At 54.1% G+C, this 19,560-nt stretch carries 20 protein-coding genes; 8 read left to right on the top strand and 12 right to left on the bottom strand.

Annotated features, from left to right (window positions below; genetic code table 11):
- Nucleotides 1–14: 14 nt before the first annotated feature.
- From ACP15S_RS12950 to ACP15S_RS12970, 5 genes are all read right to left on the bottom strand, one after another.
- Entirely contained in the window at nt 15–1,325 is a 1,311-nt protein-coding gene (locus ACP15S_RS12950; RefSeq protein ID WP_425040056.1) for a flagellar hook protein FlgE, read from the bottom strand.
- A 93-nt stretch (nt 1,326–1,418) separates the two neighbouring features.
- A complete protein-coding gene (locus tag ACP15S_RS12955) occupies nt 1,419–2,252 on the bottom strand; it encodes a flagellar motor protein MotB (protein ID WP_425040057.1) in 834 nt (277 codons plus the stop codon).
- A 121-nt stretch (nt 2,253–2,373) separates the two neighbouring features.
- Nucleotides 2,374–4,242, bottom strand: coding sequence for a polysaccharide biosynthesis protein (locus tag ACP15S_RS12960; protein WP_425040058.1), 1,869 nt, complete (start codon nt 4,240–4,242; stop codon nt 2,374–2,376).
- 112 nt (nt 4,243–4,354) lie between these two features.
- On the bottom strand, nt 4,355–4,981 hold the full coding sequence (locus ACP15S_RS12965) for a sugar transferase (protein WP_425040059.1): 627 nt from the start codon (nt 4,979–4,981) through the stop codon (nt 4,355–4,357).
- Complete coding sequence (locus ACP15S_RS12970; RefSeq protein WP_425040060.1) at nt 4,981–5,637, bottom strand: NAD-dependent epimerase/dehydratase family protein; 657 nt, start codon at nt 5,635–5,637, stop codon at nt 4,981–4,983. Before ACP15S_RS12970 ends, ACP15S_RS12965 begins: the two co-directional genes overlap by 1 nt.
- A 420-nt stretch (nt 5,638–6,057) precedes the next feature.
- On the opposite strand from ACP15S_RS12970, the gene ACP15S_RS12975 reads away from it, so the two are divergent.
- On the top strand, nt 6,058–7,035 hold the full coding sequence (locus ACP15S_RS12975; protein ID WP_425040061.1) for a polysaccharide biosynthesis/export family protein: 978 nt from the start codon (nt 6,058–6,060) through the stop codon (nt 7,033–7,035).
- Here the strand turns inward: ACP15S_RS12975 and ACP15S_RS12980 are convergent, their stop codons facing one another.
- The 3 genes from ACP15S_RS12980 to ACP15S_RS12990 are packed head-to-tail and all read right to left on the bottom strand — an operon-like array spanning nt 7,036 to nt 9,324.
- Nucleotides 7,036–7,620 (bottom strand): Smr/MutS family protein, encoded by a 585-nt coding sequence (locus ACP15S_RS12980; protein WP_425040062.1) that lies wholly within the window; start codon nt 7,618–7,620, stop codon nt 7,036–7,038.
- Entirely contained in the window at nt 7,617–8,606 is a 990-nt protein-coding gene (locus tag ACP15S_RS12985; RefSeq protein ID WP_425040063.1) for a murein transglycosylase A, read from the bottom strand. The genes ACP15S_RS12980 and ACP15S_RS12985 overlap by 4 nt, the downstream gene beginning before the upstream one ends.
- Nucleotides 8,607–8,664: 58 nt before the next feature.
- Nucleotides 8,665–9,324: a Tim44/TimA family putative adaptor protein gene (locus ACP15S_RS12990; protein WP_425040064.1), complete on the bottom strand. Its 660-nt coding sequence runs from the start codon at nt 9,322–9,324 to the stop codon at nt 8,665–8,667.
- 96 nt (nt 9,325–9,420) lie between these two features.
- Here ACP15S_RS12990 and ACP15S_RS12995 point away from each other — a divergent pair, with 96 nt between their 5' ends.
- Nucleotides 9,421–9,906: an FxsA family protein gene (locus ACP15S_RS12995; protein ID WP_425040065.1), complete on the top strand. Its 486-nt coding sequence runs from the start codon at nt 9,421–9,423 to the stop codon at nt 9,904–9,906.
- A gap of 58 nt (nt 9,907–9,964) precedes the next feature.
- On the top strand, nt 9,965–10,462 hold the full coding sequence (secB, locus tag ACP15S_RS13000; protein ID WP_425040066.1) for a protein-export chaperone SecB: 498 nt from the start codon (nt 9,965–9,967) through the stop codon (nt 10,460–10,462).
- Between the two features lie 3 nt (nt 10,463–10,465).
- On the opposite strand, the gene dnaQ is transcribed toward secB, so the two are convergent.
- The 4 genes from dnaQ to ACP15S_RS13020 are packed head-to-tail and all read right to left on the bottom strand — an operon-like array spanning nt 10,466 to nt 13,164.
- The gene (gene dnaQ, locus ACP15S_RS13005; RefSeq protein WP_425040067.1) at nt 10,466–11,158 is read right to left on the bottom strand and encodes a DNA polymerase III subunit epsilon; all 693 of its coding nucleotides are present in this window, start codon (nt 11,156–11,158) and stop codon (nt 10,466–10,468) included.
- Nucleotides 11,151–11,741 (bottom strand): dephospho-CoA kinase, encoded by a 591-nt coding sequence (gene coaE, locus ACP15S_RS13010; protein ID WP_425040068.1) that lies wholly within the window; start codon nt 11,739–11,741, stop codon nt 11,151–11,153. The genes dnaQ and coaE overlap by 8 nt, the downstream gene beginning before the upstream one ends.
- Complete coding sequence (locus ACP15S_RS13015) at nt 11,738–12,568, bottom strand: shikimate dehydrogenase (protein ID WP_425040069.1); 831 nt, start codon at nt 12,566–12,568, stop codon at nt 11,738–11,740. The genes coaE and ACP15S_RS13015 overlap by 4 nt, the downstream gene beginning before the upstream one ends.
- Nucleotides 12,565–13,164, bottom strand: a complete 600-nt coding sequence (locus ACP15S_RS13020; RefSeq protein WP_425040070.1) for a Maf family protein — start codon at nt 13,162–13,164, stop codon at nt 12,565–12,567. Before ACP15S_RS13020 ends, ACP15S_RS13015 begins: the two co-directional genes overlap by 4 nt.
- A gap of 513 nt (nt 13,165–13,677) precedes the next feature.
- Here ACP15S_RS13020 and rho point away from each other — a divergent pair.
- Genes rho through ACP15S_RS13045 form a run of 5 tightly spaced genes read left to right on the top strand, consistent with a single transcriptional unit; the run spans nt 13,678 to nt 19,544 of the window.
- Nucleotides 13,678–14,949: a transcription termination factor Rho gene (gene rho, locus ACP15S_RS13025; RefSeq protein ID WP_425040071.1), complete on the top strand. Its 1,272-nt coding sequence runs from the start codon at nt 13,678–13,680 to the stop codon at nt 14,947–14,949.
- 15 nt (nt 14,950–14,964) lie between these two features.
- A complete protein-coding gene (gene mnmE / locus ACP15S_RS13030; RefSeq protein ID WP_425040072.1) occupies nt 14,965–16,254 on the top strand; it encodes a tRNA uridine-5-carboxymethylaminomethyl(34) synthesis GTPase MnmE in 1,290 nt (429 codons plus the stop codon).
- A 2-nt stretch (nt 16,255–16,256) separates the two neighbouring features.
- Nucleotides 16,257–18,125, top strand: a complete 1,869-nt coding sequence (gene mnmG / locus ACP15S_RS13035; protein ID WP_425040073.1) for a tRNA uridine-5-carboxymethylaminomethyl(34) synthesis enzyme MnmG — start codon at nt 16,257–16,259, stop codon at nt 18,123–18,125.
- On the top strand, nt 18,122–18,733 hold the full coding sequence (gene rsmG, locus ACP15S_RS13040) for a 16S rRNA (guanine(527)-N(7))-methyltransferase RsmG (protein WP_425040074.1): 612 nt from the start codon (nt 18,122–18,124) through the stop codon (nt 18,731–18,733). Before mnmG ends, rsmG begins: the two co-directional genes overlap by 4 nt.
- The gene (locus ACP15S_RS13045; protein ID WP_425040075.1) at nt 18,726–19,544 is read left to right on the top strand and encodes a ParA family protein; all 819 of its coding nucleotides are present in this window, start codon (nt 18,726–18,728) and stop codon (nt 19,542–19,544) included. The genes rsmG and ACP15S_RS13045 overlap by 8 nt, the downstream gene beginning before the upstream one ends.
- Nucleotides 19,545–19,560 lie beyond the last annotated feature (16 nt).

The following is a 19,560-nucleotide window of genomic DNA, read 5'->3' on the forward strand; positions in this document are numbered from 1 at the left end:
AGAGCACTAAGGTACTAGCGCTTGATGTTGGTGGTTTCCTGCAGCATCTCATCTACGGTCTGGATGACCTTTGCGTTCGATGAATATGCACGCTGCGTCTGGATCAGGCTGGTCAACTCGCTTGCGACGTCAACCGTGGATTCTTCGAGCGCAAAACCGATAATATCGCCTGTTGGCCCGTCCGCCGCATCCCACAGATAGAAGGTTCCGCTCTCGGGGGATGGCGTATAGGTTTGTTGATCACCTGCTACGAGACCATTGGGATTTGGCAAATCCACCAGTGGGACCTGAAAAATCCGACGAGAAATACCTGTTTCGAAAAAGGCGAAGACAAACCCGTTTTCGTCTACTTCAACGGATGTCATGACACCCACAGGGGAACCGTCCTTGCTGATAGACAGCGGGCGGAAATCATCAGCAAGCTGCGTAATTCCATCGTTCTCATTCAAACGGCCGATATCAATTGTCATGGCACCACCACCGGCTAGCGGAACGGTGATCTCACCCGTTGCGGCTACGTATGCACCGCCGGTTGTCACGCCAACGCCCGTCAAATTACCGCCATTGCCAGTCGCCGCAGAGAAATCCAGAACGTATTCACCGATGGCGGGACCAGGCTGCGCAGAATCGGTGATGACCATTGTCCACTGATTGGAAAGCCCAGCGCCCGGGATCGTCGGCGTGAATTCGATTGTAAGGGTTTGAGATGTCCCGAGGTTGTCAAAATATTCAATCGAAGACGTTTGCGTTTCTGCCGTCAATCCGGCTCCAGACGCCGTCGCAGGCAAGTTTAGACCCAGATCAACGCGCGTTGTAGGCTCACCGGTCAATTGGTTCACGTTAATGCGCACTGGCTCCAATCCTGCCGCAGTGTCTCGCGGAAAAGATGGAATTGAGCCATCCGGGTTCGCAGGCCATCCCAGCAAAACCAGACCACCGTTGGTACGGAGATACCCGTCCTTGTCAGTTCGGAAAGACCCTGTCGTAGTCAGGAGCATTTCGCTATTGCCGTTGCCAACTTCGACTTCAGACGACTTGGCAACAGGCAAGAAGCCACGACCACGCACGGCAAGGTCTGTTGGGTTGGACGTGGTGACAAGGGATCCTCTTTCATCAACCAAGCGTTGGGTCGATGATGAAACACCTCCTGCTGAGTACTTCCCGCTTGCGCTTCCTGATGAAATTACCATCGACTGGAAATCCGTTTGGACCCGTTTGTATCCAAAGGTCGAGGCATTTGCGATGTTGTCGGAAATTGTCGCGAGGCGGTTTGCATTGGCATTCAAGCCCGCAACACCCGCATTCAACGAGGAGGAAATTGTCATGGATACGCCTTTCTGCTGCATCAATCGAGATTGACGCAACAGATACGCGCGTTCCTTTAACAGGCCGCTAACAGCTAAAATCTGTTCTATTCTCTAGCGCAGGAATATGACTTCCACGCGACTGTTTCGGATCGCCATGGGATTTTTAACAGCGTTTTCGCGATCCGCATGGCCAGTTACCCGCTGGATTCGCTCGGCGTCAATTCCGCGATCAGACAGGAACTGACGAACGACTTGTGCACGCTCTGCTGACCTGTCCCAAACCGTGTTGTTCGCAATAACGATCGGGCTTGCGGGCACATGACCTTCAACAGCGATCTCATTGGTCACCAACGTGGATGCCTCAACCACGAGACCCAACAAGCTTTTCAACAACTCATTCGGACGGTCCTGATCGTCAAAAAGACGCGCCTCTGGGAGTTCGAAGAACTCGATCAAAAGACCCTCGTCAGTCACCCGAGTAATCACATGCTTGAACGTATCATCGGCAACGTGGCTTTCCCCGCCACGGCCCATCAAAGCCTCTTCGATGCGCTTCCATGCCTCTTCCGCGGCTGCCTCAGCCTCGCCTTCATCCATGAGGCCCGTATTGCCCTTGGCTTGCGCGTTATCTGTTGTCCTTAGGTTGGTCGCTCCCAGCCCGTCCTGTGGAAGAACGCGCTCTGAGAAAATATTCTCGCCCCCGAAGGACCCGTCACCGCCGCCCGAAACCCGTGCGATCGGAATGGTCGGCGAGAAGTAATCCGCAATCCCGACCCGTTGCTGCTCTGTCGTCGCATTCATCAGCCACATCAGCATAAAGAAGGCCATCATGGCCGTCACGAAATCCGCATAGGCCACTTTCCAGGCACCACCATGATGCCCATCGCCGCCAACGACTTTCTTACGCTTGATGATAACTGGTGCGACATTGCTGTCGACACTCATGTCTCACCACCTTTTTTCACCCGAGTTAAGGGATAGCGAGTAAGTCTTGCTGTGCGGTTAAAGAACAAAAGTTTAGGGATTTGCGCGGCGCTTTGTCTTCACGCTTTTCCCATGCCCATTGTTACGCTCGGGAGCTGTCCGGCAGTACGGGCGGCGTCGGAGCTTCCTCGTTTCCCAAGAACCGAGCCCACTTGGTGCTCAAGACATTCAGGTCTTCGAAATGATACGCTTCGATCGCACGGCCAATGTCCTGCAAAATCGTTGCCATTTCGATCTCGGAAGGATGCACTTCTTGGGCCCGCAAGATCTTGGGATGAAGCGTCGTAAGCATATCAGAGCCGATCAACAACTCTTCTTCCAGCTTCTCACCGTCGCGCAATCCCGTGATGAGGAGCTCGATATCTCCCTGCGGGTTGGCTGCATCGCGCACCTTGAGGCCACTGGCTTCAACAAGGTTGCGAGCAAGATCGCGTATGGGAATGGGAGCGCCCATATCCAAGACGAACACATCGCCCCCACGTGCAAATGATCCTGCCACAAGCACCAGCCGGACAGCCTCTGATACCGTCATGAAGTACCGCGTCACATCTTTATGTGTGAGCGTTACAGGACCACCGCGTGCGATCTGCTCCTGAAACAACGGAATGACCGACCCTGAAGACCCAAGAACATTCCCGAAGCGCACCATGGACATACGGGTTTTTGATGTTCGCGTCGCCATATCCTGAACCAGCATCTCGGCAAAACGCTTGGAATACCCGAGCCAACTCCTGGGTCTGACGGCTTTGTCTGTCGAGATGAGAATAAAGCTCTCGGACTCGTGGCGCATGGCAGCTGCCGCGACCACGCGCGTGCCCAGAACATTGTTGCGCATACCTTCGATCGGGTTTGTCTCAAGCATCGGCAATTGCTTGTAAGCCGCGGCATGCAAGACAACGTCGACGGCATGGCCCTCAAAAACGTGCTCGACGAGATTGGTGCTGCAGACAGAGCCAAGAATGGCTGACTTTTCTACATCTGGAAAACGCGCGCTCAGCTTGCGCTCAATCTGATAAAGCGCGAACTCGCTATGATCTAGCAACAGCAGACATCTAGGCTGCGACGCCGCAACCTGGAGGCAAATCTCAGAGCCGATAGAGCCTCCAGCACCTGTCACCAAGACAACTTTGTCGCGATACATATCCCGAATGCCCGGCAAATCGGCTTCGAGATGATGACGACCGAGGAGCTTGGAAAAATCCAAAGGTTCGGTTTTTTCAATCTTAGCCCGGTTCATGACCAGAGAGGCAAAGGAGGGCAGCGAGTGCACTTCGCATGCCAAATGACTCAGACCTTCCGCGATCGCAGCCTTCTCGGATTCGGACACGGAAGGCATCGCCAGCACGATCCGGTCAATCCGGCTTTTCTCGATGCGCTCGCTGAGATTGTGAGTCGAATGAACCTTCAGGCCATAGATCGTCAAACCGTGCAGCGCGCGATTGTCGTCAACATAGGCTACGGGGCGAATTTCATCATCGCGCTCCAACGCCGCCGCAAGCTGCTGACCTGTGCGCCCAGCGCCATAGATCAGGACGCGAATGGCGCCGCGCCTGTTGCGATAGATCGCCAAAACGATCTCTTTGAGCAAGAGCCGCGCCGTCACTGACATCAAAAGGAACGCCATCGAGACAAAAACAAAGAACGAAACGGAGATACCCGCGCCCCGGGCAACACTGACAGACAGGCCTGCCATCCCGGCCATGACCGCAACGATAAACGTCTGCAGCATGGCTTTGCGTTCGTAGTAATTCAGCGGAACGCGGTGCAATCCAAACAGAACGGTAAAGAACCCCGCCATCGGCACCATCGCGGAGAGATAGGGAACGGCAGGCCAGAAGGTTTCTCGCAAAGATGCGCCGCCAAGCAGCAAGGCGTTGATGGACAGCAACGAAATCGCGATCAACAACATATCCAACGCCAGAAAGACGATGCTTTTCTGACGTCGTGACATGGATGTGAGCAAGCGATGCAGCATTGCTGTTTGAACCCCCAGAGCCGCTGGACCGACTGCGCATCAGGCGCACGCCCGCTGCAAGATGGACACTACCGGCTATTAGACAAACTTACAGGCGGCGGCGGCCGCGGATCGTCATTTTGCGGAAAACTGTGGCGAACATGAGCCAAATATCCCAGCATAGGTGGCGGTTTTTTGCGTAAAGCAAGTCCAATCGGGCCTTACGCGGCACACACCTGCGCGCGTAAATGCGATCCGTGTCTTCCCGCGTTTCACAACCAGACAGCAGGCGTTCTTCAGTTTTATGATAGACGAGCGTCGCCAATCCAGTGATCCCCGGCCGGGATTTCAGAACCTCGGCATATACTTCCGGAAACCGTTCGACGTAGCTCCGCAAAGGCGGTCGCGGTCCGACAAAGCTGATGTCACCGGTCAACACATTCCAAAGCTGTGGAAGCTCATCCAAACGGCGTGCGCGCAATGTTCGGCCGAGAGCCGTGATGCGGTCCTCTTTGTCTTTTCCGGAGACACCACTGTCCTGTGCAACGACGGTCATGGTGCGAAACTTCAAAAGGAAGAACGGTTGATCCACGCCGCGCATCCTCTCCGCTTTGTAGAGCACGGGGCGGCCATCCCGAAGCAAGATGGCCACGGCCACGACGGCGATGAGCGGCCATAGGATAGTGATGAGAAACAAGGCCGCGGCGATATCAAAGCTGCGTTTCTTCCAATCCATCAGGTTTCAACTCGTTCGGAGGCAAAACTGGCAAGGTGGCGCGGCGAAGCAGAGGCTTCCAAAACCACGCCCAAGTCTCGCAGCTTCGACACGTCAAGCACGTGTAGCGGTAAGGCCGTCTTTGGCGCATCTCGAAGAGAGAAGGGCACGCGCGCGGCATCAACAATAGCCTTCATGTCTACTGGTCTCGGCCCGGCAATGTTCAGAATGCGCGGAAGGCGCTCTTCCAGAACGAGCGCTTTCAGGGCAACCGCAAAATCCTGAGGCGAGAGATATGATCGGCGCGGCGACAAACCATTTTCGAACTGATCAAGGGTGATAACCTCATCGCGTCCCATCGCGCCAAACAAAGCATCAGCGCCGGCGACATTTGCCAAACGCAGGACGCAGGCCTCAAGGCCACTGTCCAAAACCACATCTTCCGCGCGCTTCTTCTCCGCACCATAGGCGCCCAAACCCGGGGTTGGGCTGTCCTCATTCTGAGGATTGTCCGCCCGTCCGTAGACAGCTCCTGTCGAAACAAAGAGCACCCGCTGCGCGCCGCAAACTCCGGCAATCTCAAGTGATTTTTGGGCCAGAGACGCATTCTGAGCAAGTTCGCCAGGCGTCCCGCGAGTGATGCCCCACAGCACGAGCACGGCGTCACACTGTGGCATATTCTCCACAGAACCAACATCATCCAGTGAAATTGTGCCGTCTTTACAAGATCCTCTCGCGACGCGGACGGTATCGATAAGTCCCTGAGAATACTGCGTCCAATAGGGTTCAGACAGCTGCCAAACCTGTGAGGATGCACCCAGTACCATCAGTCTTGGGACTGTTTGAAAAGGGCGCATGCGAGAATTCCGGTCTCAGGAGCGTGTCTAACGATTGTTTATCACCAAGCAAACTGGCTAGAAAGGTGGCAAAAGACAAACGGTCTGGGGATCAAAGTGCTCGCATATCTTGCTCGCGCCTGTGCGCTCATCGCAATATCTGGCTTGGCTGCCTGTTCCAATCTCCCTCGTGGCGCCGCGCTTCAAAGTGAAGTGGTCCGGAATGCAGATGAAACCGTCCCCCCCTTCCAACTCGTACAAGTGACACGCGATATCGTTCCTGATTTGGCAGCATGGCCCGCGACCGGCTGGCATGGGCATTATCACTGGATTGAAAGCAGCCATGGCCCCGCGTCGAACACGCTTCAGGCCGGGGACCTGGTTAATCTTCGGATTTGGGACAATCAGGTCAATTCCCTGCTTACCGGCCCCAACACGAACATGGTCAGTATTGATGGGATCACCGTTTCCCCGTCCGGTACGATATTTGTGCCCTATGTCGACGATGTTGTCGTCCGTGGGATGACACCTGACCGCGCGCGTCGCAAAATCCAGAACGAACTCGCTCCGATTGCGCCAGATGCGCAGGTGCAGCTGACGCAGGTTCAAGGCGCCAGCAATTCGGTCTCAGTCGTCGCAGGCGTCGGTGCTCCGGGCAGCTTCCCCCTTCCCAATCGCAATACGACGATCCTGAACGTGCTCGCACTTGCCGGCGGCATCAATGATGACCTTCGCAATCCCATCGTCTCTCTCGTGCGCGGCTCCAAGACATACACCATTCCTGCTGCCGATCTCTTCGCGTCAGCGGATAAAAACACCCGCGTGCGCGGTGGCGACAAAATCCTCGTCGAAGAAGACGACCGCAGTTTCACCGCGCTTGGCGCCAGCGGGATCGAAAACATCATCTACTTCCCGAAAGAACAGGTACATGCGATCGAGGCGCTTTCCCTCATGGGCGGGATAAATGACAATCGCGCCGATCCAAAAGGCGTACTTGTTTTGAGGGAATATTCAGTGCCTGCGCTCAATACCAATGCGATGGGCCCAACAAACCAGCAAGTTGTGTTTGTGATGGATCTGACATCAGCGGAAGGGCTATTTGCTGCCCGGAAATTTCAGATTCACCCGGGCGATACCGTATTGGCAACCGAGAGCCCCGTGACTGTCGTCAGCACAATATTCCGCATCATCGGCCAGGCTTTTGGATTATCGACACAAGCGAGCGCAGTCGTTCGCTGATCAGACCCGTCTGAGATAGACGTAGTACGCGCCATAACCGCCATGCCGATCACTGGCAGGGGTCACCTGCTGCACACATGTATTCAGCGGCGCCTGTGAAAGCCATCGCGGTACCTCGTGGCGCAAGACGCCGACGCGCGTGGGAATAGGATCATCATCATCGCGGACGCGGCCTTTGCCTGTGATGACCAAGACGAGCCGCTTGCGGTCTGCCTGTGCGGAGAGAATGAAACGGGTCAAGCGCGGATGAGCGGCCTGAACAGTCAGACCGTGCAGATCGATCCGCCCTTCGGGCTTCAGCTTGCCTCGCACCATTCGCTTGTAGGTCTTGAAATCCATCGCCACGTCAGCCTGACGCAATTGATCAACAAGCGACGGCGCGATGTCATGCGCTTTGGGCGCGGAAGCTGCCCGGCCACCCAGTCTGAAGGATGGCATCGGCTCCCGCGGCGCTTGAATGGGCTTCGGCGCAAGCGCCGGTTTGCGCGGGGCCTGGTCTTTTTTGGCCGGATGCATGGGTTGCGTGCTGCGGGCGACGGCCTTCCAAAGCTCCAACTCTTCGTCGCGTAATTTGCGACGGCTCATTCCGATGTCTCCGGTAGCATGGCAAATGCGCGCTGGATGGGCATCAGAACGACCATGCGACCCGGATCCTTCAAGCGGCCCGCGCGGCGCCCGGCCTCATCGCCTGTGCCAAAGAAAATGTCGGCCCGTTGAGCGCCTTTGATGGCAGATCCTGTGTCCTGCGCCACCATAAGGCGGCGTAGAGGATCCTGACCGTCTTTTTCGACCCAGACCGGAGCGCCCAGAGGCACGAAGGCAGGATCAACAGCGATGGAGCGCATATCAGTAATCGAGCGGTTCATCGCACCAAGCGGGCCTTTGTTGGCCGGAACTTCGCTCACTTCCCGAAAAAAAACGTAAGACGGATTGTGATACAAAAGCTGTTGGCCAAGTTCGGGATTCCTGCGGACCCAATTCTTGATCACAGCGGCAGACACCTGATGGGGCTCATACACCCCACGGCGAACGAGCTCTTGGCCTATTGACCGATAGTTGTGACCGTTCTTGCCTCCATACCCGACGCGCACCATGCCACCTTCAGCAAGGCGAACGCGACCGGAGCCCTGAACCTGAAGGAAAAACTTTTCGACCGGATCATCGACCCAGACAATCTCCAGGCCTCGACCCTCCATGATGCCAGAGGTGAGCAGCTGCTCGCGCGTGTACCAAGGTTGGTTGCGTCGCGCCTCTTCCGGCATGCTGTATAGAGGAAACCGAAACCGATCAGATCTTTGGCGAGATCCGTCTAACTCCGGCTCATAATAGCCCGTGAAGAGCGCGCCCTTACCTTGGCTGATCAAGACCGGACGGAAAAACAACTCGAAAAACGACCGCCCGTCGTCCACCTGCCCCGCCAAGGCACAGAGCGATTGCCAATCGGGATCGTCAAAATCCATGCACGTGTTGCGAAATACGGCCAGAGCGGCCGAGTGATCATCTTCCGCCCAACCATCCAGGTCGTCAAAACGCAAAATCTCTGTTGTTATGTCGTCTTGTGCCTCGGCCATGCCGACACATAGCCCGAAAACAAAGGCAAGGCCCAGACCGCGCATAACATCAACCGCTTCATTCGCCGGTGGCAACCAGCAGCCAGTTGGGATCGTCGCTTCCCATATTCCGGCCAAACGTCCAGATGTCTTTCTGCTTTTTGATGCTGGTGGTGCTGCCTTCAATGATCTCACCGGCACTGTCTCTGACGGCAACGGTCAGCTCACCAATGAATTTCATGGTGATTTCACCATAATTGGCGTCCGCATCGAAGGTTGCATCATAAACGGAAAGCTCGCGCACACCGATAAATTCCGCTTCGATTGTGAGGCCTTGCGCCTCGCGCGCCTCAACAACTTCCGCGAAGGTCTCGTACACTTCTTCCGACAGGAAAGGCTTGATATCGGCCAGATCACCACGCTCAAAGCCCATCAGGATCATCTCATAAGCGCCGCGTGCGCCTTGCATGAATTCCGAGAGCGAAAAAGACGGCTCAACGCGCTTCATATCTGCCAACGCCGCGGCCTCAGAGCTGCCAGCGTCCACATGGTCTTCGATATCGTGGTCCGGGCCACCATCGATGACTTCGAAGTCACGGCGCGGCCGGTCGTCCTCGACGCCTCGCGGCATGGGCGGCTTTTCAAACCCTTCACGTGTGCCGAGAACCGACTTGAGCCGTAAAATGAGAAAGACGGCGATTCCGGCCAGCACCAGAAGCTGGAGAAGTGGAGAGTTCATGAATACCTCGCGAGACGCTTTGAAAGCCAACCCTGTGCCACTTATGTAAGGTGTTGAGCGGGTCAAGTCCACAAACCCGCAGATCTCGGAGATATGATGCCCCTTTTGCTCGCTTTTTTGCTCGTCCCCCTTATTGAAATCGCGCTGTTTATCCAAATTGGCGGCGTTATTGGGCTTTGGTGGACCCTCGCCATCGTGATCCTGACGGCTGTCGCTGGCGCGACATTGGTCCGGCAGCAAGGACGCGGCGTCCTGGGTCAGGTGCAAAGTTCGTTCAATGAACTGCGCGATCCTTCACAACCTTTGGCCGAGGGCGCGATGATCCTGTTTTCGGGTGCATTGCTTTTGACACCGGGCTTTTTCACAGACGCGATCGGCTTTGCCTTGCTCATACCCGGCGTGCGAGCCGCGCTCTTCAACCGCATCAAGGCGCGCATGACTGTCATGTCTTCGGGATTTCAGAACCAGGCCAATCCTCCCCGCAATCCGCACCCCGCAGATGATATTGTCGAAGGTGAATTTGAGGTCGAACCAGAGGCGCCGCCAAAACAGGATGGACCATCCGGGTGGACGCGCCATTGAGGCTCAGGCACGCCAGTGCTAGACCATCGCAAAATTTATGATCAACCGGAGAAAATGAATGGCCGAAGAAGGCGCTGGCGCACAGGCGCAACAGCAACCGCAGCTCAAAATGAACATCCTCGCGCAGTTTATTCGCGACATGTCTTTCGAGAACATTCTCGCCCAAAAAGGTGGCGCGACTGACATCCAGCCCGACGTGCAGGTTCAGGTGAACCTTGATGCGAAGAAGCGCAATGTCGACCACCAGTACGAGGTGTCCATCAAGCTCAACGTGACATCGAAAGCAAAAGAAAGCGACGTCGTGCTTTTCGTGCTGGAGATGGATTACGCAGGTGTCTTCCATATCGAAAACGTCCCGGAAGATCAGCTGCATCCGTTTTTGTTGATCGAATGCCCGAGAATGTTGTTCCCATTCGTACGCCGGGTTGTAAGCGACGTGACGCGCGATGGTGGCTTCCCGCCGCTCAACCTCGAAAACATTGATTTTGTTGCGCTTTATCGCAATGAGCTGTTGCGTCGCCAGCAAGCTGAAGCGGCCTCGGCCACAAAGTCCTGATCGTCAGGACGTTTTGCGCCAAATAGCATCGTCGCCCATCTGGGCGACGAAATCCCGATGCGCTTCAAGCTCGGCTTCTGTGCATCTCGGTCCCAAAACTTTGGGCCGGGGTGTTGGCTTCCACTGGCCCACAGCTTCGATCCTGTCCCCACCCGTATTCTGAGCAGTCAACGTCAGCCCGGGTTGGCGACCCCCGATCAGCTCCAGATAGACTTCGGCAAGAATTTCACTATCGAGAAGCGCGCCGTGCAATGTGCGTGACGAATTATCGATATTGAACCGGCGACAGAGCGCATCCAAGGACGATGGCGAGCCCGGAAACTTCTTGCGCGCCATAGCAAGCGTATCAATCGCCTGCTCATTCGGAAGCTGCCTCAGACCCATCCACCGCAACTCTGCGTTCAGAAACTTCATATCGAACGCAGCGTTATGGATCACCAGCTTGGCATCGCCGACGAAATCAAGAAATTGCTGCCCCACTTTGGCGAAGACCGGTTTGTCGCGCAGGAACTCATCGCCCAGGCCATGAACCTCGAACGCTTCCTGCGGCATGGAACGCTCGGGATTGATATATTCGTGGAACGTCCGCCCAGTCGGCATATGGTTGAGCAGCTCGACGCAACCAATCTCGACGATGCGATCACCCTGCTCCGGTTCAAACCCAGTGGTTTCTGTATCCAGTACAATCTCACGCATGGTTCAACCTGTCTCGAATGCTTCGCACAATAGTTTGCACCTGAGCGCGCGCGTGCTCAAGCGTATCCGTTTGGATGACGAAATCTGCACGCGCGCATTTTTCGTCATTTGGCATCTGGCGTACGAGAATGGCGGTTAGATCTGCTTCGCTCATCGTTCCTCGCGCTAACACGCGTTGGCGCTGCACCTCTTTGGGAACGGAAACACAGGCAACTGCGTCCATTTCTGTCTCCGCGCCGGTTTCAAAAAGCAGCGGAATGTCGAATACGAGAATATTTGTCTGAAGATTAGAAAAGGCCGCGCGATCTGCCCGCACCAGCGGATGAACGATGGCCTCCAACCTGGGCAGGATGTCTTCGCTTGAGCGGATCAAGTCTCGAAGTTTTGCGCGATCCACTCCGTCGCTCGTCACGACATCAGGCCAAATCTCTGAGATTTTGTCCGTCGCTTCTCCATCTGGGCCGTACAGTCTGGCGACGGCGGCATCCGCATCCCAGACCGCACATCCTTCATCCGCAAACATCTGGGCAGTTGTGCTTTTTCCCATCCCGATAGATCCGGTCAGCCCAAGACGGAATGTCATTTCAAGACGGCTGCGCGCAGTTGATCGTCCACCTCGGGACGCTGACCAAACCAGCGTTCGAAGGCGGGAACCGCTTGATGCAGCAACATGCCCAAACCGTCTACTGTTGTGCAGCCTGCCGCTGCGGCTTCTACCAGAAGGCGCGTGTGCAAAGGGGCGTAGACCAGATCCGTGACCAACTGCCCGGGTCGCAGCCCGTCCAAGGGAACACGCAACTCAGGATGACCGACCATGCCCAACGATGTTGTGTTTACAATAGTATGAGCATCCTCGATCTGATTGCCCACTTGAATCCAATCGATCACCTCAACGCGTTTTCCGAAATCGGCTTGCAGCTTTTCGGCCTTGATACGCGTACGGTTGGCCAAAACGAGTTTTGGAACGCCAACATCAAGAAGCGAGGCGATGATGGCGCGCGCCGCGCCCCCTGCCCCCAATACCAATGCCGGACCTGCTTTGGGCTGCCAGTCCGGGGCACCTTGTCGGATATTCTGAATAAAGCCGTAACCATCGGTGTTGTCGGCGTGGATCTTGCCATCCTTTCGGAAGATCAGGGTATTGGCGGCGCCAATCAGGGTCGCCCGGTCCGTAACAAGATCGGCCAGGCCAAGAACAGCCTCTTTATGCGGGATTGTCACATTCACGCCGACGAAACCAAGTTTCGGCAGAGTGCGAATGACGTCATCGAGATTTCCCGGCGAGACATCAATCGGCACGTAGTGACCGGCAATCCCGTAGCGGGCCAACCAGTGACCATGTAGCTGCGGAGAACGCGAATGTGCGATTGGGTGGCCCAGTACGGCTGCCAATGGAATGATGGTGCTCACGAATCCAGCTCCCCCCGGAGTGTTAGCCAGTTGAGAAGAGGCAACAACGGCAAACCCAAAACGTCGAAGTAGTCGCCTTTGATCGCGACAAACAATCGGGCGCCTTCCTCTTCGAGCTTATAACCTCCCACCGAAGTGCTCAATCCGGGCCAGTTGCGTTCGGCATACGTCTCAATGAACGTATCACTGAGTTTGCGCATCGTCAGGGTGACTGTGCCAACATGCCGCCAGATCGGTTTACCGGCCTCACATACTGTAAGCGCGGAATGCAACTTGTGCGGTCGTCCGGACAGTTCTCTGATCTGAGTTTTGAGCTCTTCCAATGACGTGGGTTTGCTGATGATCGTGCCAGACGCATCCAACACCTGATCACATCCGATAACCAGCGCTTCTGTGTGCTTCTGGCTGACCTTCATTGCCTTGAACTCAGACAGGGCATCGGCGACATCGCGGGGTGACAGATCATCCGCAACAAGCGATGCTTTCAGCATGTCCTCATCGACCAGCGGCCGAATCACTTCATGGGGAACACCCGCATTCTCGAGCAATTTCTGGCGGATCTGTGATCCCGATGCCAAAATGATCCGTTGCGACATGTGTATAACTCCGTGGAGCTCCGCAGGTATAACCGCAGGGGCCGTTTTGTGGGTCAACCAATTGACGTGAGACGTGTGTATGGAACAGGCTTTTGGGGGCAAGAACAAAGTATGACATGCACATGTGGAGAAGAACAAAATTCCTCCCCATCTGTATGTTGAAAACCTTGGAACAAAACCTCGGCTACGGCAACACAATCTGGCTTCTAAACTATAACTTATTGAAACAAATATATTATTTTATAACGCAGAGAAGGTTTTTTCTACAGCGTCCAATCCAGGATGTGGACAAACTTTGGGACAAAATTTGATCCACAGAAAGTGACCCTGCCTAAATCTACAAAATCTTTTCTCTATATTCTTTATTTTTATAAGAACTCGCACTGGCTCAGAAATTTGACGATAGCCAAAAACTTCCTTAGAGAGGCGATGCATCCTGTTCTGGATGTTATTTCCTAATGAAAGATGAACGACAGGTCGTGGTCTCACCGAACACGCCCTGCGGAGTGTAGTATGACGACCGAACGCATTGATCTGAGCCATCTGAAAGCCAAGAGCCCGAAAGACCTGCTTTCGATGGCTGAAGAACTCGAGATCGAAAACGCCTCTACGATGCGTAAAGGCGAGATGATGTTCCAAATCCTGCGGGAACGCGCAGATGATGGATGGACCATTATCGGTGATGGTGTTCTGGAAGTCCTGCAGGATGGGTTTGGGTTTCTGAGGTCGCCGGAAGCAAACTACCTCCCCGGCCCGGATGATATCTACGTTTCGCCGGAAATGATCCGCAAGTTCTCGCTTCGGACAGGTGATACGATCGAGGGTGAGATTACTGCTCCTGAGGAAAATGAGCGGTATTTCGCACTGATCAATGTCAGCGAGATCAATTTCGAGGATCCAGAGAAAGCCCGCCACAAGATTGCCTTCGACAACCTGACCCCGCTCTATCCGGATGAGCGCCTGAAGATGGAAATCGAAGATCCTACGATCAAGGATAAATCAGCTCGCGTAATCGATCTGGTCTCGCCTATCGGGAAAGGCCAGCGATCGCTCATCGTGGCGCCGCCGCGGACGGGTAAGACAGTTATCTTGCAGAACATCGCGGCGAGTATCGAGCACAATCACCCCGAGTGTTATCTCATCGTGCTTCTGATCGATGAACGTCCCGAAGAAGTCACGGATATGCAGCGGTCTGTGAAGGGAGAAGTTATTTCATCGACCTTTGATGAACCAGCGGCGCGTCACGTTGCCGTGTCTGAGATGGTGATTGAAAAGGCTAAACGTCTGGTCGAGCACAAGCGTGATGTCGTGATCCTCCTTGATTCAATCACGCGTCTCGGCCGCGCGTTCAACACAGTTGTCCCCTCTTCCGGCAAGGTCCTGACGGGTGGTGTTGATGCGAACGCCTTGCAGCGGCCCAAGCGCTTCTTCGGTGCGGCGCGGAACATCGAGGAGGGTGGATCGCTTACCATTATCTCGACCGCGCTGATCGACACGGGCAGCCGAATGGACGAGGTTATTTTCGAGGAGTTCAAAGGAACGGGTAACTCGGAGATTGTTCTGGATCGCAAGGTTGCGGACAAGCGTGTCTTCCCTGCGATTGATATCCTCAAGTCCGGTACACGGAAAGAAGACCTGCTGGTTGATAAAATCGACCTGCAAAAGACTTTCGTCCTGCGCCGGATTCTCAATCCGATGGGCACCACAGACGGTATCGAATTCCTTCTGTCCAAGTTGAAACAGACGAAAACGAATTCCGAATTCTTCGATTCTATGAATACCTGACGATAGGTCTGTGTGATGGATACGATCTTTGCTCTGGCCTCCGGCGCGGGGAAAGCAGGGGTTGCTGTCATCCGCATCTCTGGTCCGTCAAGTCTTCATGCTTTGAAATCCTTGCACGGAGTCGAGCCAAAACCGCGTTACGCGTCGCTGCAAAGGCTGAAAGATCAGGATGGCAGCCTGCTCGACGAAGTACTTGTGTTGTTCTTTGAGGCTGGTGCGTCCTTTACGGGTGATGATGTGGTTGAGCTTCATTTACATGGTTCGATATCGATAGTTCAGCGCACGCTGAGCCTTTTGTCTCAGGTGTCTGGTTGTCGTGTGGCCAAACCAGGTGAGTTCACGCGGCGGGCCTTGGAAAATGGTCGGTTTGATTTATCGCAGGTTGAAGGCCTCGCAGATCTGATTGACGCTGAAACGGAGGCGCAACGCAAACAGGCGCAGCGTCTCTTGCAAGGTGGTTTGTCGGATCTTGTCGAAACATGGCGGTCGCTCTTGATCGAAGCGCGGGCGTTTCTGGAAGTAACCATTGATTTTGCAGATGAAGATGTGCCCGTTGATGTCAGTGATGACGTGATGCGCAATATCGAAATGGTCCGAGATGGTGTTCGCACAGAACTGGGAGGATTCACCGCGTCATCGAAGGTTCGTGAAGGTTTTGAAGTTGCAATTGTTGGTGCACCAAACGTGGGAAAATCCACTCTTCTCAATATGTTAGCTGGTCGAGAAGCCGCAATTACATCTGAAATTGCCGGTACGACGCGCGATGTTATTGAAGTTCGAATGGATGTTGAAGGGCTGCCGGTTACGTTTCTTGATACCGCTGGTATTCGCGATACGGATGATGAGATCGAAGCTTTGGGTGTTCAACTTGCCCGTCGCCGTGCGAGAGAAGCGGATATGCGTGTTTTTCTCATGACTTCGGCGGATGATCCAGAGCCGGATCTATTCATGGACGGCGATCTGGTAAAAGTGGGTAAGGCTGATCTTATGCCCGATGTGGTCAACGGCGTTTCTGGTGCAACCGGTGTGGGGGTCCCTGAGTTGTTGAAAGATGTGGGTGATCGCTTGAAGTCACTTGTCTCGGGTGCTGGCGTTGCCGTGAACGAGCGCCACGTTTCATCACTTAGAAAGGCATTGGATCATTTGGACCGCGCTTCTGAGATTTTGAAACTGGGTGCTGAGGGGTATGATTTGTCCTCTGAAGAAGTGCGCTTGGCAACGCGCTCCATTGATCACTTGATTGGACATGTTGATATTGAGTCTATATACGATCAAATCTTCAGTCGATTTTGTCTTGGAAAATAGGAGTGTTTCACGTGGAACATTTCGAAGTCATTGTTGTCGGTGGTGGTCATGCTGGGTGCGAGGCAGCGCATGCGGCCGCTCGCATGGGAGCGCGCACCGCAATCATAACAATGAAGCCAACCGATTTTGGCGTGATGTCCTGCAATCCTGCGATTGGTGGATTGGGCAAAGGGCACCTCGTTCGAGAGATTGATGCGCTTGACGGTCTGATGGGACGTGCAGCTGATGCATCAGGAATTCAATTCCGCCTCTTGAACCGTCGCAAAGGTCCCGCTGTCCAGGGCCCCCGTGCTCAAACTGACCGAGCGGTCTACGCCAACTGGATGCAAAGTGAGATATCACAAACTCAAGGTTTAAAGACGATATTTGGCGAAGTTGCTGATCTTATAATGGCAGATGATGCTGTTCGCGGTGTCATTTTGCGGGACGGAACAGAGATTACATCGGAAGCAGTTGTAATCACGACCGGAACGTTTCTAGGCGGAACAATCCATATTGGCAAAGAAGTTAAATCTGGGGGTCGAGTGGGCGATAATGCGTCAAATCGCCTGTCAGATCGCTTTCGTGATTTCGGGTTGCCGTTGGGACGATTGAAGACAGGGACACCGCCGCGGCTGGACAAAAACTCGATCAACTGGGAGCAACTCGAGACGCAGCCAGGCGATAGCGATCCAGTACTTTTTTCATTTTTGTCATCGAGAACGTCTCTGCGTCAGGTTCCTTGTCATATCACACATACCAACGAAAACACTCACGACATCATCAGAGGCAACTTAGATCAATCTGCTATGTACAGTGGCAATATCAGCGGTCGAGGGCCGCGATATTGTCCCTCCATCGAGGATAAGGTGGTGCGCTTTGCGGATAAAACTTCGCACCAGGTATTTTTGGAACCGGAAAGTCTTTCTTCAGATGCAGTCTACCCAAATGGCATTTCCACCTCTTTGCCAGCGGAGGTGCAGGAAGACTATGTTCGAACCATATCGGGCTTGGAAAAAGCTCGTATCCTGCAGTTAGGCTACGCAATCGAGTACGATTACATCGATCCACGCTCACTGGATTCCACACTGGCGGTGAAGGCCCTGCGGGGTTTGTTTCTGGCGGGTCAAATCAATGGAACAACGGGATATGAGGAAGCGGGTGCGCAAGGCCTGGTGGCAAGCTTGAATGCTGTGCAATACGCTCGAAATGAAGAGCCCATCAGGTTTGCGCGGTCTGAGAGTTATATCGGCGTGATGGTTGATGACCTTGTGACACGCGGCGTCACGGAGCCCTACCGCATGTTTACGTCGCGGGCTGAATATCGACTGACGCTGCGGGCTGACAACGCGGATCAACGGTTGACGGAAAAAGGTCGTGTCGCGGGGTGTGTATCCCGCGAACGCCGAGAAGCATTCGAGCGTAAATTGAATGAACTTCAGTCGGCCAAGTATAAGCTTGAAGCCTTTTCGTTGACGTCTAACGACTTGCGAAAGCTGGGCATTAAAGTTGCCGAAGACGGATCGCGGCGTTCAGGATATGACCTACTGGGTTTAGCGCAAGTTGATTTTGATGTCCTGCTGTCGTGTGCGCCGGAGTTGGAATCGGTTCCGGTTCCGGTTCTCAAACAGCTAAAATGTGAAGCGCTGTATGCGAATTATGCGGATCGGCAAAATCGCGAAATCGCATCAGTTCAAAAAGAAGAGGCTTTGAGAATACCAGCTGATTTTGATTTTTCCGGTGTCGGTGGGCTGTCTGCTGAATTGTGTCGGAAGCTCAGAGAAGCTCAGCCAGAGTCCATGTCCCAGGTTTCCAGAATTGAGGGAATGACGCCGGCGGCCATGGTGTTATTGATTGGAAAGTTGAAGAAAGAGCAGAGAAAAAGGGCATGACGCCGGGCCTGCCAGTTGATGTTTCACGTGAAACAATCGAACTCCTCCAGCACTATAAAGAGCTGATCCTGAAGTGGAACCGCAGCATCAACTTGATCTCTCCGTCCACGGTTGCCGTTTTGTGGGATCGTCATATTAGCGATTCTGTCGAGACCGTCTACGAAATGAAATCCGTTCCTAATCATTGGTTGGACCTTGGATCAGGCGGGGGTCTCCCTGGGATAGTTGCGGCCATTCGCTCGAAGCTCGACGATGATCCGTTTCAGGTAACCCTGCTTGAAAGTGATACACGGAAGTGCGCATTTTTAAGAACGGTTTCTCGAGAGCTCAACCTCTCTACAGAGGTTGTTTGCGGGCGGATTGAGGAAATGCCCCCGCAGAATGCTGATGTCATTTCCGCACGAGCGCTGGCGCCTCTTCCAAAACTGCTAGGCTATTGCTTAATGCATAGCTCAGAGAGCACCCAATTGATCTTGCCTAAAGGGCAAGCTTGGAAATCAGAAGTTGAAGAAGCTCGAAAGCACTATGAGTTCTCTCTTGAAGTGAGGCCCAGTGTAACGCAAGAAGGAAGCGTAAATCTTGTCATTGAGGGACTAAAGCGTGGCTGAGATTGGATCGCCTGGGGCCAAAGTAATTTCTATCGCCAATCAGAAAGGTGGCGTCGGAAAAACGACAACAGCGATCAACCTCGGTGCAGCGTTGGCTGATGCAGGTTTATCGATTCTCATTGTTGATTTAGACCCTCAGGGCAATGCGTCGACCGGATTGGGTATCGATCCGGAGAGCCGCCGGGCCACCTCGTATGAGCTTTTGATTGATGGTGACCCACTTGCAGACGTCGTTCATAAAACGTCTACAGAGCGTCTATCAATCGTACCTGGAACAGTCGATTTGAGTTCTGCGGACATTGAGTTGGTGTCGAACGAGAAACGAAGCCATCTTTTGAAAGATGCGCTGAATCCGATTGATTTGGAAGCTTTAGGGATCGACCTTGTCCTGATCGATTGCCCGCCGTCTCTGAGTCTTTTGACTGTAAACGCATTTGTCGCGTCCCATTCAGTTCTCGTCCCATTGCAGAGCGAGTTTTTTGCTCTGGAAGGCCTATCGCAACTCATGCTGACGATTCGGGAGGTACGATCCTCTGCAAACCCAGATCTTAGGATTGAAGGTGTGGTGCTGACGATGGCGGACCGACGCAACAACTTGTCTCAGCAGGTTGAAGCGGATGCGCGCGACACTTTGGGTGACCTTGTGATGAAAACGGTTGTTCCGCGCAATGTTCGACTCAGTGAATCGCCTTCTTTTGCGCTGCCGGTAACGGAATATGACCCTACGTCTAAAGGAGCCGCGGCTTACAGGGAACTGGCGCGAGAATTCTTGAGCCGAAATCCCAAACTTCAACCAATCGAAAGAGTGTGACCATGGAGCCTAAAGA

Origin of the sequence: Primorskyibacter sp. S187A (genome assembly GCF_049800955.1) — a bacterium.
In the GTDB taxonomy this organism is placed as follows: Bacteria; Pseudomonadota; Alphaproteobacteria; order Rhodobacterales; family Rhodobacteraceae; genus JAKVBH01.

What these genes read in the sequence shown, in the direction of transcription:
- dnaQ (WP_425040067.1), bottom strand. Translation starts at nt 11,158, where the DNA reads ATGCGTGAGATTGTACTGGATACAGAAACCACTGGGTTTGAACCGGAG.
- ACP15S_RS12985 (WP_425040063.1), bottom strand. Translation starts at nt 8,606, where the DNA reads ATGGCCGAGGCACAAGACGACATAACAACAGAGATTTTGCGTTTTGAC.
- ACP15S_RS13020 (WP_425040070.1), bottom strand. Translation starts at nt 13,164, where the DNA reads ATGTCGCAACGGATCATTTTGGCATCGGGATCACAGATCCGCCAGAAA.
- rsmG (WP_425040074.1), top strand. Translation starts at nt 18,122, where the DNA reads ATGACGCCGGGCCTGCCAGTTGATGTTTCACGTGAAACAATCGAACTC.
- coaE (WP_425040068.1), bottom strand. Translation starts at nt 11,741, where the DNA reads ATGACATTCCGTCTTGGGCTGACCGGATCTATCGGGATGGGAAAAAGC.
- ACP15S_RS12950 (WP_425040056.1), bottom strand. Translation starts at nt 1,325, where the DNA reads ATGACAATTTCCTCCTCGTTGAATGCGGGTGTTGCGGGCTTGAATGCC.
- ACP15S_RS12965 (WP_425040059.1), bottom strand. Translation starts at nt 4,981, where the DNA reads ATGGATTGGAAGAAACGCAGCTTTGATATCGCCGCGGCCTTGTTTCTC.
- ACP15S_RS12980 (WP_425040062.1), bottom strand. Translation starts at nt 7,620, where the DNA reads ATGAGCCGTCGCAAATTACGCGACGAAGAGTTGGAGCTTTGGAAGGCC.
- ACP15S_RS12995 (WP_425040065.1), top strand. Translation starts at nt 9,421, where the DNA reads ATGCCCCTTTTGCTCGCTTTTTTGCTCGTCCCCCTTATTGAAATCGCG.
- rho (WP_425040071.1), top strand. Translation starts at nt 13,678, where the DNA reads ATGACGACCGAACGCATTGATCTGAGCCATCTGAAAGCCAAGAGCCCG.
- ACP15S_RS12990 (WP_425040064.1), bottom strand. Translation starts at nt 9,324, where the DNA reads ATGAACTCTCCACTTCTCCAGCTTCTGGTGCTGGCCGGAATCGCCGTC.
- ACP15S_RS12970 (WP_425040060.1), bottom strand. Translation starts at nt 5,637, where the DNA reads ATGCCACAGTGTGACGCCGTGCTCGTGCTGTGGGGCATCACTCGCGGG.
- ACP15S_RS12955 (WP_425040057.1), bottom strand. Translation starts at nt 2,252, where the DNA reads ATGAGTGTCGACAGCAATGTCGCACCAGTTATCATCAAGCGTAAGAAA.
- mnmE (WP_425040072.1), top strand. Translation starts at nt 14,965, where the DNA reads ATGGATACGATCTTTGCTCTGGCCTCCGGCGCGGGGAAAGCAGGGGTT.
- secB (WP_425040066.1), top strand. Translation starts at nt 9,965, where the DNA reads ATGGCCGAAGAAGGCGCTGGCGCACAGGCGCAACAGCAACCGCAGCTC.
- ACP15S_RS12960 (WP_425040058.1), bottom strand. Translation starts at nt 4,242, where the DNA reads ATGTCACGACGTCAGAAAAGCATCGTCTTTCTGGCGTTGGATATGTTG.